The organism is Mycobacterium sp. (assembly GCF_052144515.1).
Taxonomy (GTDB): domain Bacteria; phylum Actinomycetota; class Actinomycetes; order Mycobacteriales; family Mycobacteriaceae; genus Mycobacterium.
On record NZ_JBKQQD010000071.1, the window covers coordinates 1 to 15,094 of the forward strand.

Genomic DNA, 15,094 nt, shown 5'->3' on the forward strand with positions numbered 1-15,094 from the left:
ACTGGTACTGGCTACGCCGTCTGGGCGAAGATGAGGGTGGACTCCAAACATGACAAGGCCTTAAAAACGTTTGCAATCACCTTTTGAAGGCCTTCTGGACAGGTTGGTGCGACGAGCAATGGCCTGACGGCACGGGAAATCTTCTGAGATACACCCCTGCCTGTATCCGCCGGAGGCAGCTAGGCAATGGCGAGCACGTGATTCCTAGCAATCCAGTCATCGATATGGCCCATGGTCACGGGTAACGCCTCGCCGAAAAAGACGAGGTGGTCGGAGCCGGGAATCTCCACGTAGGTCCCCCTCTGATACCGGGCTGCTGTCCAGGAGGTGACCTGTGGCGCGATGGCTCGGTCGCATTCGCCCTGGATCACAAGCACTGGCGTGGTGACTGCGGCGAAGTTGACGGTGGCGGCTTTGCCCCGGTCCAGAAACCAGAAGGCCATCTCGCAGTAGGCGCGCCCCGATTCGCACACCAAGTCGGTGAAGAACTCGCGGGCGATCTCTTCGGTCTGGGTGTTGGCTATCAACCGCCGAAACCGCTCCCATGTCGGGGGATACAGGGGTTTGGCCCACGGTCGCGGCTGTAGATAGTGCCTCCCCACGAGGCGCGCCGCGTTGCGCAGCATCGTGGGGTTCGGGATGAACCCTGGCGCAGGCACCGGGCATGCAGCGATGACTCCGGCATGACGGGTACGTGCGGCCACTAGCTGCGCCAGCAGACCACCCAGCGACAGCCCCACAATAAGCGGTGGCGAGTCCAGCGAGTCGACCAGCGCCACGAGGTCGTCGGTGTAATCACGCATGCTCAGTGGCGCGATTTTCATTCCGCCTTCCTGCAAGGGTAGTTCGTGATGGCGCAGCGTCGGGGTGTGCACGGTGTAACCGCGCTCTTCGAAGGCCGCCTGCGTGGCGGCCCAACTGTCGCCGCGACACCACGTGCCGTGGATGAGAACGACGTGCTTGGTGTCGGACATGAAACTAAGGATGACAGCCATTGCGCCAGACAGTGCCCCATAAACGTCAAGTTGTTTTGGTAGGCAAGAGGCTGGCGAGTGGATGCGCCCCATCGACGATGTCGATTGTCGACATCGACTGCGCGACAAGGAGACCATCGACAGCGAGTTGCGACTCCTGGCCGCATGGGCCTCCGCGACCGACAGCTCGTCGGCGGCACCGTTATCTGGACGTCATCCTCCGGGCGGATCTATCGAACCGCGCCGGCCGGGGCAGATCTCTTCCCTCAGCAGCCGCGCGGGCCGGCGTGCACGCCGCCGGATGCCAACAGGCGAAGCCGCTCGAAGTAACGAAGCGCTCGAATTGCTCAGGCGCGCAAGCACAACCGCGAGCAACGACCCGTCAACGAAGCACGGCGCTGGTTGGAGCAAGCCCGGAAGCAGGAGATCGCGGCGCGCAAGTTCCGAAACCATATGCGCGGCATGCTGTTTCTGTTCAAGGGCACACCGAGTACCAGCCCCTTCTGCACCTGGGTGAACGAACCCCAAGAGCCCGACGAATTGCCTGCGGACTGGACGCCCGACGAACCGGCCGCGGCAACGCTGCCCGACGACCCACCCTTTTAGATAGGGTCCACACATGCCGATCGCAACGCACGCCCCGAGGTTCGTCCGCAGATCGATTGCCTTGGCCGCCGCCGGTTTGACCGTCGCCACGCTGTCGGCGTGTAACAAGCACAACGCACCACCGCCCGGGGCGAATCCGCGCCAAGTGACCGTCATCGGCTCGGGGCAAGTCCAGGGCGTGCCGGACACCTTGACCGCCAACGTCGGCATCGAGTTCACCGCGCCCGACGTCACCACCGCGATGAACCAGACCAATGACCGCCAGCAGGCGGTGATCAACGCGCTGGTCGGCGCCGGAGTGGACCGCAAGAACATCAGCACCACCACGGTCAACCTGCAACCCCAGTACAGCAACCCCGAGCCCGCCGGCACCGCCAACATCGCCGGCTACCGCGCCACCAACGCGATCGAGGTCAAAATCCACCCGACCGACGCCGCGTCGAAGTTGCTGGCGCTCATCGTCAGCACCGGCGGCGACGCGACCCGCATCACCTCGGTCAGCTACTCGATCGCAGACGACTCGCAACTGTTGAAGGACGCGCGTGCGAGGGCCTTCCAGGACGCCAAGAGCCGTGCCGACCAGTACGCCCAACTGTCCGGCCTTCAACTGGGCAAGGTGCTGTCCATCTCGGAGGCATCCGGCTCGGCGCCGGTCGCGGGGGCACCGCCCGCACCGCCCAGGGGTATGGCCGCCGCGGTGCCGCTGGAACCCGGCCAGCAGACAGTCAGCTTCTCGGTGACCGCGGTGTGGGAGCTGGACTAGCTCTGGTAGACCCTGGGATCCAGCGTTCCGATGTAGGGCAGGTCGCGGTAGCGCTCGTCGTAATCCAGGCCGTACCCCACGACGAAATCGTTGGGAATGTCGAAGCCCACATAAGCGATTTCGACGTTGCCCCCGACCGCGTCGGGCTTGCGCAGCAAAGTGCACACCCGCAGCGAACGCGGATGCCGGGTGGTGATGTTGCGCGACAGCCACGACAAGGTCAGGCCCGAGTCGACGACGTCCTCGACGATCAGCACATCGCGATCGTTGACGTCGCGGTCGAGGTCCTTGAGGATGCGCACCACACCCGACGAGGACGTCGAGGATCCGTAAGAGCTGACGGCCATGAATTCGAACTGAGTCGGTAGCGGGATGGCGCGCGCGAGGTCAGTGACGAAAAGCACAGCGCCCTTGAGCACGGTGATCAACAGCAGATCCTGGCCACTGGCCGTGGCGAGGTCACGGTAGTCGTTGCCGATCTGGGCGCCCAGCTCCGCGATGCGGGCCTGAATCTGCTCCTCGGTGAGAAGTACCGACTTGATATCCCCCGGGTACAGCTCCGCTGGCTGTCCGGGGGTGATCGCCGAGGAGATGGGCTGCACGACCACAGCGTGCCACGCCAGCGGGCGAAATCGCTACACGGGCTCGCGCCGCAAGGTCAGTACGCCGTCGCGGCGGGCCGCGACCAATCGCTGACCACGCAATGTGGATCCGACCGCGACCCCGCCCTGGCCCCGCCACCTGGTAACGAGCGTGTCCACCCCGCGAATTTGCTTGTCGGTCAGTCCGGTCGCACCGCCGCCCAGTAGCCAGCCGCGGATCACCCGGCGTCGGATCACGTCGGGCAGCGCGGCCAGGGCCTGGGTTTGTAGCCCGGCCCCGGCCGTGACTCCGGGCAGCGCCTGCGCGGCGAGCGTGTCGATCAGCTCGGTGTCCTCGCGCAACGCCATGGCGGTGCGGGCCAGCGCCTCGGCCACGCCGCCACCCAGCACTTCTTCCAGCAGCGGCAGCACCTCTTGGCGCAGCCGGGTTCGGGTGAAACGGCGGTCGGCGTTGTGCGGGTCCTGCCACGCGGTCAGGCCCAGCTCCACGCACGCGGCGTGCGTCACGGCGCGCCGAACCCCGAGCAAGGGGCGGCACCACGGCGGATCGTGCGGGCGCATCCCGGCGATCGAGCGCGCCCCCGAACCGCGGCCCAGCCCCAGCAGCACCGTCTCGGCTTGGTCGTCGAGCGTGTGGGCCAGCAGCACCGGGCCTTCATGATAGGCGCCCAACGCGGCGTAGCGCGCGGCTCGGGCCGCCGCCTCGGGTCCGCCCTCATTACCCACTCGCACGCAAAGCACCTGGGCGTCAACACATCCCAGCGCTACGGCTTGCGCCCGCGCGGTCTCGGCGACGGCAGCCGAATCGGGCTGCAGGCCGTGATCCACGATCAGCGCGGTGGTCGGCCGCAGCGGGGCGGCAACAGCGGTGAGCGCCAACGAATCCGGGCCACCGGACAGCGCAACGCACCACCCAGCGAGGGCGGGGTCGGCGGCGAGCTGGTCCCTGACGAACGCTTCGACAGCTGTGCGCAGCTGCCCTACAGCACCCTGTCGATCCATCGCTGCGGGTGTTCGATCTCTTCGGGCAACGGCAGCGTTTCGGGGCCCGACCAGACCGTGTTGAATCGCTGCATTCCGACTCGGCCTACCACGTGGTCGACGAACGCCTTACCGCGGGTGTATTGGCTGAGCTTGGCGTCCAGGCCCAGCAGTGCGCGCAGCAACCGCTGCAGTGGAGGTTGCTTGCGATTGCGACGCTCGTCGAACCGGCGGCGGATGGTGGCCACCGACGGCACCACCATCGGCCCGACCGCATCCATCACGTGATCGGCGTGGCCCTCCAGCAGTGTGCCGAGCACCAGAAGCTGATCGAGGGCTTTGCGCTGCGGCTCGGACTGCAGGGCGCGCACCAGCGCGAGGATTCCCGACCCGTCGGAGCCCTGCCGCGAAGACACCCCGTTACCGCGGCTGCGGACAAAGTCGGCGAGCCGGCTCATCACCTGCCCGACGTCTTCTCCGGATTCCTGGGTCAACAAACCCAGCGACTCCGACATGTAACCGGACAGCCAGCGGTTCGCGGTGAACTGCACGCGATGGGTCACCTCATGCAGGCACACCCACAGCCGGAAATCGGAGGGCTCCACCCGCAATTGCCGTTCGACGGCAATGACATTGGGATAGACCAGCAGCAGGCAGCCCTGTTCGGCGGCAGCGAACGGGTCGTATTGACCGAGGATCCCGGACGCCACAAACGCCAGCACGGCACCCGTCTGCGCACCGGTGAGCCGACCGGTGAAAAACCCGCGCGGCTTGTCGGTCCCGTTTGTCATCACGCGCATCGACTCGGCCGCCGCACGGACCCACTCGGCCCGGTCGACGATGCGGGCCGCGGGCACCAACCCTTCCCTACCTTCGGCTATTAGGCCCGTGACGTCGCGCACCGGCGGTTCGGCCTTCGCCGCTAAAGCGGTCAGCTCGTCGATCGCCTGGCGCCGGGTGTAGTCGCTGGACGGCGGACCCGGACGGGCCAATCTTGACCCGACGGTGGCGGCGAATTGCCAGTCCACGGTGGCACCCAGGGTCAGGTCGGGGGAAGAGGAAGTGGTCATGCGCACCCGCAGGTCCACAGCTTGCTGGCCAACGCATCCATCGCGTTGCGCCCATTCGGGCCGGCGGCATTGGAGATGAACGCGAACGTGAGCACCCGTCCGCTGGCGTCGGTGAGCACGCCGACCAACGAGTTGATCGCGGTCAGCGACCCGGTCTTGGCACGCAACCAGCCCGCCGGACCCTGGTTGGTGGCCGGGTCGAGGAAACGGTCGGCCAGGGTGCCGCTGCCGCCGGCGATCGGCAGCAGATCCAACAACGCCCGCAACGAAGGCTGGTCCGGCCCCGCCGCCGCCTGCGCCGTGCCGTCGAGAGTCTTGGCCGTCAACCGATCGTCGACCGACAACCCGCTGGAATCCGTCAGGGTAGCGCCGGTGGTGTCGATGTGGGCGTTGCTCAACCTATTGGTCACGGCGTCGACCGCGCCGGCGAAACTTAGCGGCCGGTTGATGGCGGCCGCCACCTCCCGGGCGATGCATTCGGCCAGCACATTGTCGGAATGGTCCATCATCTCCGACAGCCGCTGCACCAGCGGCGCCGACTGCACGACGGCCAGCTGCCGCGCGCCCGAGGGTGCCTTGGCGATGGTCACCGCCCCGGGATCCAGGCCGAGAGCCTTGGCCAGCTCCCGCCCGGCGTCCAGAGCGGGCGTCTTCGACCGTCGCGAGTTGACGGTCGTCGGCTGGATGCGCCCGGCGTCGATCATCGCCGACTCGATCGGGGCGATGTCGCCGTTGTCCACATCGGACGGATCCCAGCCCGGCGCCATCGTGGGACCGCTGAACAACGAGGTATCCACCTGCACCGACGTCGGCGTAACACCGCTGCGCCGCACCTGTTCGACCAGGTCACTGATCCGCGGCGCACCGCGATACCAGGTGGGCGCCTCCGGTGGCGCCGCCGACAGCGTCGGATCCCCGGCGCCCACCAGCACGACGGGCCCCTGGGCGTTTTGGCTGCCCGCCACCACGCGTGTGCTGAGCCGCGCCTGGCGGTCCAGCGTCAGCAGCGCCGCGGCCGCCGTTAAGACCTTGTTGGTCGACGCCGGCACCAACGGCACGTCGTCTGCCATCTGCCACAGCTCTTTGCCGGTCATGGCGTCGGTGATCCGGCCGCCCAACTTGCCCAGATTCGGATCGGCCGCCGCCGGCGCCAACACGGCCGCCAGCCCGCCGGCGCTGGGTACCGCGGCGGTGCCGGCTACCGGGACAATTCCCGGCTTGACCGTCGGCGGCCGAGGGGGCGGTACCGTGGCCCGCACGCCGCTGGTGCCGTGATTGCCCATGGTGAAGAACGCCGCGGCCGCGACCACGGCGGCGACAAACGCCAGCACGGCGAACCCGACGAATACCTGGGTGATTTTCCGCCGGCGAGTAGCACTCATCCCTCTCCTGACTGTCTGGTCCCATTCTGCCGAACCAGTCGAAATCCGCTCCATTAGGGTGGATCCGCGACCCACCCAGACTTAAGGAGCGAGACGGTGCAATTCGACGTGATCATCGAAATTCCGAAGGGCAGCCGCAACAAGTACGAGGTCGATCACGAGACAGGACGGGTGCGGCTGGATCGCTACCTCTACACCTCGATGGCCTACCCGACCGACTACGGCTTCATCGAGGACACCCTCGGTGAAGACGGCGACCCGCTGGACGCGCTGGTGCTACTGCCGGAGCCGCTGTTTCCCGGCGTGCTGGTGGAAGCGCGTCCAGTGGGAATGTTCCAGATGGTCGACGAGGCCGGCGGCGACGACAAGGTGCTCTGTGTTCCCGCCGGCGATCACCGCTGGGAGCACATCGAAGACATCGGTGATGTTCCGGAACACCAGCTGCATGTCATCAAGCACTTCTTCACGGAATACAAGGCGCTCGAGCCGGGCAAATTCGTGAAGGCCGCGGATTGGGTGGGCCGCGCCGAGGCCGAGGCGGAGGTGCAGCGCTCGGTGGAGCGGTTCAAGAAGGGCTCGCACTGACGGGAGCTGCACAGGGGCCCATAGCGCGCGGCAGCATGGCCCGGGTTGGCACGGCGACCGCGCTGACCGCCCTGTGCGGCTATGCGGTGATCTATCTGGCCGCCCGCGACCTGGCCCCGAGCGGCTTCTCGGTGTTCGGGGTGTTCTGGGGGGCGTTCGGCCTGGTCACCGGCGCCGCCAACGGCCTGCTCCAGGAAGCCACCCGGGAGGTCCGCGCAACGGTCTTTTTAGGGCAGCTCGACGTGTTGCCGGACAGGCGCACCCATCCGATGCGGGTCGGCGCGCTGCTGGGCGTCGCTGCGGCCGTCGTGATCGCCGCCAGCGCACCGCTGTGGAGCGGGCGGGTGTTCGTCGAGCAGCGCTGGCTGTCAGTGGCGCTGCTCAGCGTTGGGCTGGCCGGGTTCTGCCTGCACGCCACGCTGCTGGGGATGCTGGCCGGCACCAACCGCTGGACGCAGTACGGAGCGCTGATGGTGACCGACGCGCTCATCCGGGTGACGGTCGCCGCGGCGACGTTCGTGATCGGCTGGGGCCTGGGCGGGTTCTTGTGGGCAACCGTTGCCGGCGCGGTGGCCTGGCTGATCATGCTCGTGGCGTCACCCGCGGCGCGCGCGGCGGCGCACCTCATGACGCCCGGCAGCGTCGCGATGTTCCTGCGGGGCGCCACGCACTCGATCACCGCCGCCGGCGCCAGCGCGATCCTGGTGATGGGATTACCGGTGCTGCTGAAGGTGACCTCGAATCAGCTTGGGGCACAAGGGGGCGTCGTCATCCTGGCCGTCACGTTGACCCGCGCACCGCTGCTGGTGCCGCTGACCGCCCTGCAGGGCAACCTCATCGCTCATTTCGTCGACGAGCGCACCGACCGGTTCCGCGCGCTGATCGCACCGGCGGCGATCATCGGCGGCATCGGCGCGCTCGGGGTGCTGGCGGCCGGTGTGGTGGGCCCCTGGTTGCTGCGCGTCGCGTTCGGGCCGCAGTACGACGCCGGCAGTGCCCTGCTGGCCTGGCTGACCGCCGCCGCGGTGGCGATCGCCATGCTCACCCTTACCGGCGCCGCCACGGTGGCGGCCGCGTTGCATCGGGCGTATTCGCTGGGCTGGGTCGGTGCGACGGTGGCGTCGGCTCTGTTGCTGTTGTTGCCGCTGCCGCTGCAGACCCGCACCGTGGTCGCCCTGTTGTGCGGCCCGCTGGTGGGAATCGGCGCCCATCTGGTGGCGCTGGCGCGTGCCGGACGCCCAGCGGGCTGATACTGGCTAACCTGGTGGGCACAAATGGCCACTGAACCGCATCACCCCGACGTCTGGATCGTCGTTCCCGCCTTCAACGAAGCCGCCGTCATCGGCGAGGTCGTCGCCGACCTGCGCTCGGTGTTCGACCACGTCGTCTGCGTGGACGACGGCAGCGCCGACGGCACCGGCGAGATCGCCTTGCGGGCCGGAGCTCACCTGCTGCGCCATCCGACCAACCTGGGTCAGGGCGCGGCCATCCAGACCGGCGTCGAGTACGCCCGCAAGCAGCCCGGGGCGAAGGTGTTCGCCACGTTCGACGCCGACGGCCAGCACCGCATCAAAGACGTGGCCGCGATGATCGACCGGCTGGCCGCGGGCGACGTCGACGTGGTCATCGGGACCCGGTTCGGACGGCACGAGGGCAGCCGGCCGCCGTTGCTGAAGCGGGTCGTGCTGCGCACCGCCGCGCGGTTGAGCCCGCGCGGTCGCCGGCTCGGCCTGACCGATACCAACAATGGGTTGCGGGTGTTCAACAAGAAGGTCGCCGACGGGCTGAACATCACCATGAGCGGGATGAGCCACGCCAACGAGTTCGTCATGCTGATCGCCGAAAACAATTGGCGTGTGGTCGAAGAACCGATCGAGGTGCTCTACACCGATTACTCGAAGTCGAAGGGGCAGCCGCTGCTCAACGGCGTCAACATCATCTTCGACGGATTCCTGCGAGGGAGGACTGGACGATGAACTGGATCCAGGTGTTACTGATCGGGTCGATCGTCGCGCTGCTGGTGTACTTGCTGCGGTCGCGGCGCAGTTCGCGTTCCAAGGCCTGGGTCAAGGTCGGTTACGTCTTCTTCGTGCTGGCCGGCATCTATGCGGTGCTGCGGCCCGACGACACCACGGTGGTCGCCCACTGGTTCGGCGTGCGCCGCGGCACCGACCTGATGCTCTACGCGCTGATCATGGCGTTCAGCTTCACCACGCTGAGCACCTATATGCGGTTCAAGGACTTGGAGCTGCGCTACGCCCGACTGGCGCGGGCGGTGGCGCTCGAGGGCGCGCAGGAGCCCGAGCAGGTGTAGTTCCGCTTAGTTGCGTCATAGGCACCCGCCGAGCGTGAACTGGGGGCGAGAAATCGGCCGAAACCTCGCCTTGAGTTCACGCTCGGCGCAGGGTCATCCGGTGTGCTGCCGGCGGAAGTACTCCACCGTCCGGCGCACGCCTTCGTCCAACGCAACTTGCGGGCGCCAGCCCAAAACCCTTTCGGCTAAGCCGATGTCGAGGCAGGACCGCTTCAGATCACCCAGCCGCGGCGGACAAAACTCCGGGTCGTCCGGCCCGCCGACGGCCGCCGCCACCGCGGTGTGCAGGGCGCGGTCTGATGTCTCGATCCCGGTGCCGACGTTGAAGCGCTGCCCGCCGCCTACGTCGCCGGACGCTTTGACGAAGGCATCCGCTACGTCGTCGACGAACACATAGTCGCGGGTGTTGGTGCCGCCCTCGCCGAACACTTTGGTGGGCTTACCCAACAGCAGCGCCTGGGCGAAGATCGCCACCACGCCCGCCTCGCCGTGCGGATCCTGGCGGGGGCCGTAGACGTTGCCCGGCGCGATATGCGAGCAGTCCAGACCGTACAGATGGCGAAACGTGTTCAGGTAGATCTCCCCCGCCACCTTGCCCGCGGCATACGGCGACGCCGGATCGGTGGGCACCGTCTCGGGGGTCGGGAACTGGGTCGGGGTGCCATAGATGGATCCGCCCGAGGAGGTGTGCACGATTTTGCGGACTTCGGCCCGCCGAGCGGCTTCGGCCAGACGCACCGTCCCGATCACGTTGACCGATGCGTCGAATTGCGGGTTGGACACCGAGCGCCGCACGTCGATCTGCGCCGCCAGGTGGAACACCACCTCGGGCCGGTGCTCGTCGAGGATGCCGTCGAGATCCGCGGTGACGATGTCCGCCTCGATGAAGACGTGTGCGGGATTGTCGGCCAGATGCTCGAGGTTGGTGGCGCGGCCGGTCGCGAAATTGTCCAGCCCCACAACCGTGTGACCGTCCGCCAGCAGACGGTCGACTAGCGTCGACCCGATGAAACCGGCCGCCCCGGTGACCAATGCGCGCACCGGCCCACCATACCGGCGGGTCGTTTTGGCCGCGGCCGCGCTGGTTGCCGCGCAGCTGGTGATCCGCGGGGTGCTGGCCTTCGGTGGCTACTTCTACTGGGACGACCTGATCCTGGTCGGGAAGGCCGGCACCGAGGGATTGCTGTCGCCGTCGTACCTGTTCGACGACCACGACGGGCACGTGATGCCGGCCGCCTTCCTGGTCGCCGGGGCGATCACGCGATTGGCGCCGCTGGTGTGGACGGGTCCGGCGATCAGCCTGGTGGTGCTGCAGCTGCTGGCCTCGCTGTCGCTGTTGCGTGCGCTGCACGTAATCCTCGGCTGGCGTCCGGTGCTGCTGATCCCGCTGACGTTCGCGCTGTTCACGCCATTGGCCGTACCGGGGTTCGCGTGGTGGGCGGCGGCGTTGAACTCGCTGCCGATGCTGGCCGCGCTGGCGTGGGTCTGCGCCGACGCGATCCTGCTGGTGCGCACCGGCAACCAGCGCTACGCGGTGACCGGTGTGCTGGTCTATCTCGGCGGGCTGCTGTTCTTCGAGAAGGCCGCGGTGATCCCGTTCGTCGCGTTCGTCGTGGTCGCACTCCTGCGCCACGTCCAGGGCGACCGGTCGGCGTTGCGTACGGCGTGGCGGGGGGGTGCCCGGTTGTGGATCGCGTCGCTGGCGCTGACCGCCGGCTGGGTGGCGCTGTATCTGGCCGTCGTCAATCAGCGGCGGTGGAGCACCGACCTGGCGATGACGTGGGATCTGTTGTCGCGATCGGTCACCCACGGCATCGTGCCGGGTCTGGCCGGCGGCCCATGGCGCTGGGCTCGTTGGGCCCCGGCCTCGCCCTGGGCCACGCCCCCGCCGCTGGTGATGGCGCTCGGCTGGCTGGTGCTGCTGGGCGTGTTGGCGCTGTCACTGATCCGCAAACAACGCATCGGCGCGGTCTGGCTGATCGCTGTCGGGTATGTCGCCGCCTGCCAGGTGCCGATCTATCTGATGCGGTCATCCCGGTTCACCGCGCTCGAATTGGCGCAAACCCTAAGGTATTTCCCGGATCTCGTCGTGGTGCTGGCACTGTTGGCCGCCGTCGGCTTCACCGCATCGAACCGGCCATCTTCCCGTCGGCTCGATGCATCGCCGCCGCGCGCCGTGGTGACGGTGTGTTTGGCGGCGTTGTTCCTGGGGAGCAGCCTGTATTCGACGGCGACGTTTCTGACCAGCTGGCGCGACAACCCGGCCCAGCCCTACCTGCAGAACGCCCGCGCCAGTTTGGCTGCCGCGCATGCTAATTCGGACGCACCGTTGCTGGATCAAGAGGTCGATCCGTTTGTGCTGCAACGGGTGGCCTGGCCGGAGAACCTGGCCAGCCACATGTTCGCCCTATTGCACGACCGGCCCGAATTCGACACGGCGACAACGCAATTACGGATGCTGGACAGCTCCGGACATCTGATCAACGCCCGAGTCACCTGGGTGCGGACTATCGTGCCCGGGCCGATGCCGCGCTGCGGCTATTTCGCACAGCCGGATAAGCCGGCGCGCATGGTTCTGGACGGGCCGCTACTGCCGGCCGACTGGACCGTCGAACTCAACTACCTGGCCAACAGCGACGGCTCGATGACGTTGTCACTGTCCGAGGGCCCGCCGCAAAAGGTTCCTGTGCATCCGGGGCTGAACCGGGTCTATGCGCGGCTGCCGGGCGCCGGAGACGCGATCACGGTGCGGGCCAACACCACCGCGCTCGCGCTCTGCCTCGCATCCGGGCCAGTGGGATTCCTCGCGCCGGCCTGACGAGAACACGCACGGAACTTCATTATCTTTGGTGCTCAGCTTGTTTGGGATCCACCGCCCGCAATTCCGCCAAGGCCTTAAAAGTTCCTGTCAGGTTGGGGTATGTTCAGAAATCCGGGTGAGGGTCGGAATACGCTCCCCATGCATTCTTGAATGTTCGTCAGATTCGCCGGCGGTTTAGAGCGGAGTGGGAGGCGGCATGTCATACCTGATCGCAGCGCCAGAAATCCTGACGGCGGCAGCCGCGGATGTAGCGGGTATCGGCTCGTCGCTGAGTGAGGCCAATGCGGCGGCGACGATTCCGACCACCGGGGTAGTGGCTGCTGCCGCCGATGAAGTGTCGACGGCGATTGCGTCGCTGTTCTCCGGTCACGCCCAGCAGTTTCAGGCGCTGAGCGCACAGGCGGCGGCGTTTCATGCCCGGTTTGTGCAGGCGCTGACCAGCGCAAGCACGTCGTATGCGGCCGCCGACGCTGCTAGCACCCACACCCTGGGGTTTTTGTCGCCCGTTGAGGCGTTGACGGGGCGCCCGCTGTTCGGCAACGGCACCAACGGCAAGGCAGGCACCGGGCAGGCCGGCGGAAACGGCGGGTGGATCATCGGCAACGGCGGCGACGGCGGGTCGGGCGCGGCCAGCGGTAACGGCGGGGCCGGCGGGGCCGCGGGGCTGATCGGCGACGGCGGGGTCGGCGGGGCCGGCGGCGCCGGCACCACAGGAAACAGCGGCACAGGCAACGGCGGGGCCGGCGGCGCCGGAGGGACCGGTGGGCAATGGATCGGCTTCGGCGGGGCGGGCGGCGCCGGCGGCGCCAGCGCCAGCACCGCGGGCACCGGGGGTAACGGCGGCGCCGGCGGCAACGACGTGTTGTTCGGATCCGGCGGGGCCGGCGGTAACGGCGGGGCCGGGGTCGCCGCCGGGGGTGCCGGTGCGGCCGGCGGGAACGCCGGGATGGCCGGCATCGGCGGGATTGGCGGTACCGGTGGCGCCAGCACCACGGCGACCGGGGGGGTCGGCGGGGCCGGCGGAGCTGCCGGCTCGTTCTCCGGCGTCGGCGGGACCGGTGGCACCGGCGGGGCCGGGGCCACCATCGCGGGTGCCGGCGGGGCCGGCGGGGCCGGCGGCGGGATGACCGGCACCGGGGGCGCCGGCGGGGCCGGCGGCGCCAGCACCACCGGCACCGGGGGCGCTGGCGGGGCCGGCGGCGGGCTGCTCGACCACGGGTTCGTCGGTACCGGCGGGGCGGGCGGCACCGGCGGGTCCGGGGGCACGCAAGGGGGTGCCGGCGGGCCCGGCGGCGAGGCCGGGGTGCATCTCGGTAACGGCGGTCTCGGCGGTAACGGCGGCACGTCAACGTCGGGCACCGGCGGTAACGGCGGCATCGGCGGCACTGCCCATTCCGGCGCCGGCGGCAACGGCGGTAACGGCGGGGCGTCGACGTCGGGCACCGGCGGTAACGGCGGCGACGGCGGTAACGTGACGCACCTGGGCAACGGCGGCAACGGGGGCAACGCCGGGATGGGCACGCCGCACGGCAGCCCCGGCACCGGCGGCAACGGTGGCGCAGCCGGCGGTTCAAACGGGAAAAACGGGTCGACTTAGCGTCGCTGCTTGATTGAGCCGCCTAGGAGAATCGAACTCCTGACCTATTCATTACGAGTGAATCGCTCTACCGACTGAGCTAAGGCGGCATGCCCGCGGGCGGCACGAGTCTACGGCAGGCGGGCGGGCGCGACGAAATCAATCACGTAGTTCCTGGCCGATGGTGGCGACCATGGCGTCGACGGCGAACTTGGGTTTGACGTTGACCGCCAGCGCTTCCCGGCACTCGAGCACGGCCTCGATGCACCGCAGCAGCCGCGCCGGCGCGGCGTGGGCGGCCAGCGAAGCCACCCGCTCAGCCATGTCCGGGTGATTGGCCCGCACCCCGCCCGCGTTTGCCGAGACCACCAGCGCATCCCGGAAGTAGGTCGCCAGGTCGATCAGCGCCCGGTCCAGCGCATCGCGCGAGGCCCGGGTGTGACGGGATTTCTGCCGTCGCTCCAGATCCTTGATCGCACCGGTGGCACCGCGCATCGCCGAAGCCGTGCCCTTGCCGGTACCGCCGGCCCCTAAAGCCGTTCGCAGCTCTTCGGTTTCGGCCTCGGCGCGCCCGGCGGTCAGGACTAACGCCTCGGCTTCGGCGGCGGCCACCAACTCCTCGGCGGCGGCGTAGGCCCGTGACGGGGTGGCGGCGTCACGCACCAGTCCTAACGCCTGCTCGCGCCGCTGCGCAGCCTCCGGGTCGGTGGCGAGCCGGCGCGCCCGCCCCACATGACCGCCGCTGACAGACGCCGCCCAGTTCGCCGTGTCGGCGGCCAGGCCGTCGCTGTCGACCAGCACCTGCGCGATGGCCTCGGTCGACGGAGTCACCAGCGCGACATGCCGGCACCGGGATCGCAGCGTGACCGCGATGTCCTCGGGATCCACCGACGGCGCGCAGAGCAGGAACACCGTTGACGGCGGCGGCTCTTCGACAACCTTGAGCAGAGCGTTCGCCGCGCCTTCGGTCAATCGATCGGCGTCCTCGATCACGACGATCTGCCGGTGCCCGGTGGTCGGACAGCGCGACGCGATCTGCACGATGGCGCGCATCTCGTCCACGCCGATGGACAGGCCTTCCGGAATTACCCGTCGCACGTCGGCGTGGGTGCCGGCCATCGTCGTCGTGCACGCCCGGCAGCTCCCACAGCCCGGCTCCCCGTCTTCAGGTTTCCGAGTGCATTGCAGCGCCGCGGCAAAGCACAGTGCGGCGACTGAGCGGCCGGATCCCGGGGGACCGGTGATGAGCCACGCATGTGTCATAGTCCCGTCGCCAGGGGCGTTGTGAGCCGGATCACCACGGGCGGCCCTGGCGGCGGCGAGCAGCGCGGTTTCCACCGCCTGCTGGCCTACCAGCCGCGTAAACACCCCGGACATCATCGGCAACAGTAGCGACACCCGCCGACAGATACCGATCAGC

General features: G+C 68.4%; 14 protein-coding genes, 1 tRNA gene and 1 pseudogene. 8 read left to right on the forward strand and 8 right to left on the reverse strand.

All coding sequences use genetic code 11. The features are described from left to right. Positions 1–179: 179 nt before the first annotated feature. Entirely contained in the window at positions 180–974 is a 795-nt protein-coding gene (locus tag ACLP9N_RS03515; protein WP_442406089.1) for an alpha/beta hydrolase, read from the reverse strand. Positions 975–1,142: 168 nt separating this feature from the next. On the opposite strand from ACLP9N_RS03515, the pseudogene ACLP9N_RS03520 reads away from it, so the two are divergent. Continuing rightward, positions 1,143–1,580, forward strand: a pseudogene (locus ACLP9N_RS03520) (HNH endonuclease signature motif containing protein); the annotation flags it as partial. 13 nt (positions 1,581–1,593) lie between these two features. Then, complete coding sequence (locus ACLP9N_RS03525; RefSeq protein ID WP_442406090.1) at positions 1,594–2,343, forward strand: SIMPL domain-containing protein; 750 nt, start codon at positions 1,594–1,596, stop codon at positions 2,341–2,343. On the opposite strand, the gene hpt is transcribed toward ACLP9N_RS03525, so the two are convergent. The 4 genes from hpt to dacB are packed head-to-tail and all read right to left on the reverse strand — an operon-like array spanning position 2,340 to position 6,378. Then, on the reverse strand, positions 2,340–2,951 hold the full coding sequence (gene hpt, locus ACLP9N_RS03530; RefSeq protein WP_442406091.1) for a hypoxanthine phosphoribosyltransferase: 612 nt from the start codon (positions 2,949–2,951) through the stop codon (positions 2,340–2,342). The genes ACLP9N_RS03525 and hpt overlap by 4 nt on opposite strands. A gap of 27 nt (positions 2,952–2,978) precedes the next feature. Then, positions 2,979–3,947, reverse strand: a complete 969-nt coding sequence (gene tilS / locus ACLP9N_RS03535) for a tRNA lysidine(34) synthetase TilS (protein ID WP_442406092.1) — start codon at positions 3,945–3,947, stop codon at positions 2,979–2,981. Further along, the gene (locus ACLP9N_RS03540) at positions 3,926–4,996 is read right to left on the reverse strand and encodes a zinc-dependent metalloprotease (RefSeq protein ID WP_442406093.1); all 1,071 of its coding nucleotides are present in this window, start codon (positions 4,994–4,996) and stop codon (positions 3,926–3,928) included. The genes tilS and ACLP9N_RS03540 overlap by 22 nt, the downstream gene beginning before the upstream one ends. Further along, positions 4,993–6,378 (reverse strand): D-alanyl-D-alanine carboxypeptidase/D-alanyl-D-alanine endopeptidase, encoded by a 1,386-nt coding sequence (gene dacB / locus ACLP9N_RS03545; RefSeq protein ID WP_442406094.1) that lies wholly within the window; start codon positions 6,376–6,378, stop codon positions 4,993–4,995. The genes ACLP9N_RS03540 and dacB overlap by 4 nt, the downstream gene beginning before the upstream one ends. A gap of 96 nt (positions 6,379–6,474) precedes the next feature. On the opposite strand from dacB, the gene ACLP9N_RS03550 reads away from it, so the two are divergent. The 4 genes from ACLP9N_RS03550 to ACLP9N_RS03565 are packed head-to-tail and all read left to right on the forward strand — an operon-like array spanning position 6,475 to position 9,277. Next, the gene (locus ACLP9N_RS03550; RefSeq protein ID WP_442406095.1) at positions 6,475–6,963 is read left to right on the forward strand and encodes an inorganic diphosphatase; all 489 of its coding nucleotides are present in this window, start codon (positions 6,475–6,477) and stop codon (positions 6,961–6,963) included. 35 nt (positions 6,964–6,998) lie between these two features. Further along, positions 6,999–8,213 (forward strand): hypothetical protein, encoded by a 1,215-nt coding sequence (locus tag ACLP9N_RS03555; protein WP_442406096.1) that lies wholly within the window; start codon positions 6,999–7,001, stop codon positions 8,211–8,213. A gap of 24 nt (positions 8,214–8,237) precedes the next feature. Further along, on the forward strand, positions 8,238–8,939 hold the full coding sequence (locus ACLP9N_RS03560) for a glycosyltransferase family 2 protein (protein WP_442406097.1): 702 nt from the start codon (positions 8,238–8,240) through the stop codon (positions 8,937–8,939). After that, entirely contained in the window at positions 8,936–9,277 is a 342-nt protein-coding gene (locus ACLP9N_RS03565) for a DUF2304 domain-containing protein (RefSeq protein WP_442406098.1), read from the forward strand. Before ACLP9N_RS03560 ends, ACLP9N_RS03565 begins: the two co-directional genes overlap by 4 nt. A 93-nt stretch (positions 9,278–9,370) precedes the next feature. Here ACLP9N_RS03565 and ACLP9N_RS03570 read toward each other — a convergent pair whose 3' ends face one another. Next, positions 9,371–10,318 carry an NAD-dependent epimerase/dehydratase family protein gene (locus ACLP9N_RS03570; RefSeq protein WP_442406099.1) on the reverse strand — a complete coding sequence of 316 codons (948 nt, stop codon included), beginning with the start codon at positions 10,316–10,318 and terminating at the stop codon, positions 9,371–9,373. Between ACLP9N_RS03570 and ACLP9N_RS03575 the strand changes: the two genes are divergently transcribed. Together ACLP9N_RS03575 and ACLP9N_RS03580 are read left to right on the forward strand one after the other, a co-directional pair. Then, positions 10,284–12,095: a hypothetical protein gene (locus ACLP9N_RS03575; protein WP_442406100.1), complete on the forward strand. Its 1,812-nt coding sequence runs from the start codon at positions 10,284–10,286 to the stop codon at positions 12,093–12,095. The genes ACLP9N_RS03570 and ACLP9N_RS03575 overlap by 35 nt on opposite strands. A 199-nt stretch (positions 12,096–12,294) precedes the next feature. Continuing rightward, a complete protein-coding gene (locus tag ACLP9N_RS03580) occupies positions 12,295–13,695 on the forward strand; it encodes a PE family protein (RefSeq protein ID WP_442406101.1) in 1,401 nt (466 codons plus the stop codon). Between the two features lie 16 nt (positions 13,696–13,711). Here ACLP9N_RS03580 and ACLP9N_RS03585 read toward each other — a convergent pair. Both ACLP9N_RS03585 and ACLP9N_RS03590 read right to left on the reverse strand, forming a co-directional pair. Then, positions 13,712–13,784 (reverse strand) — tRNA-Thr (locus tag ACLP9N_RS03585). A gap of 49 nt (positions 13,785–13,833) precedes the next feature. Beyond that, a complete protein-coding gene (locus ACLP9N_RS03590) occupies positions 13,834–15,051 on the reverse strand; it encodes a DNA polymerase III subunit delta' (protein WP_442406133.1) in 1,218 nt (405 codons plus the stop codon). Positions 15,052–15,094: the final 43 nt, after the last annotated feature.

Excerpts from the sequence above, each read along its gene's own strand:
- ACLP9N_RS03525 (WP_442406090.1), top strand. The coding sequence starts at position 1,594 with ATGCCGATCGCAACGCACGCCCCGAGGTTCGTCCGCAGATCGATTGCC.
- ACLP9N_RS03555 (WP_442406096.1), top strand. The coding sequence starts at position 6,999 with ATGGCCCGGGTTGGCACGGCGACCGCGCTGACCGCCCTGTGCGGCTAT.
- tilS (WP_442406092.1), bottom strand. The coding sequence starts at position 3,947 with ATGGATCGACAGGGTGCTGTAGGGCAGCTGCGCACAGCTGTCGAAGCG.
- ACLP9N_RS03540 (WP_442406093.1), bottom strand. The coding sequence starts at position 4,996 with ATGACCACTTCCTCTTCCCCCGACCTGACCCTGGGTGCCACCGTGGAC.
- ACLP9N_RS03565 (WP_442406098.1), top strand. The coding sequence starts at position 8,936 with ATGAACTGGATCCAGGTGTTACTGATCGGGTCGATCGTCGCGCTGCTG.
- ACLP9N_RS03590 (WP_442406133.1), bottom strand. The coding sequence starts at position 15,051 with ATGTCCGGGGTGTTTACGCGGCTGGTAGGCCAGCAGGCGGTGGAAACC.
- ACLP9N_RS03560 (WP_442406097.1), top strand. The coding sequence starts at position 8,238 with ATGGCCACTGAACCGCATCACCCCGACGTCTGGATCGTCGTTCCCGCC.
- dacB (WP_442406094.1), bottom strand. The coding sequence starts at position 6,378 with ATGAGTGCTACTCGCCGGCGGAAAATCACCCAGGTATTCGTCGGGTTC.
- ACLP9N_RS03515 (WP_442406089.1), bottom strand. The coding sequence starts at position 974 with ATGTCCGACACCAAGCACGTCGTTCTCATCCACGGCACGTGGTGTCGC.
- ACLP9N_RS03580 (WP_442406101.1), top strand. The coding sequence starts at position 12,295 with ATGTCATACCTGATCGCAGCGCCAGAAATCCTGACGGCGGCAGCCGCG.
- ACLP9N_RS03575 (WP_442406100.1), top strand. The coding sequence starts at position 10,284 with ATGAAACCGGCCGCCCCGGTGACCAATGCGCGCACCGGCCCACCATAC.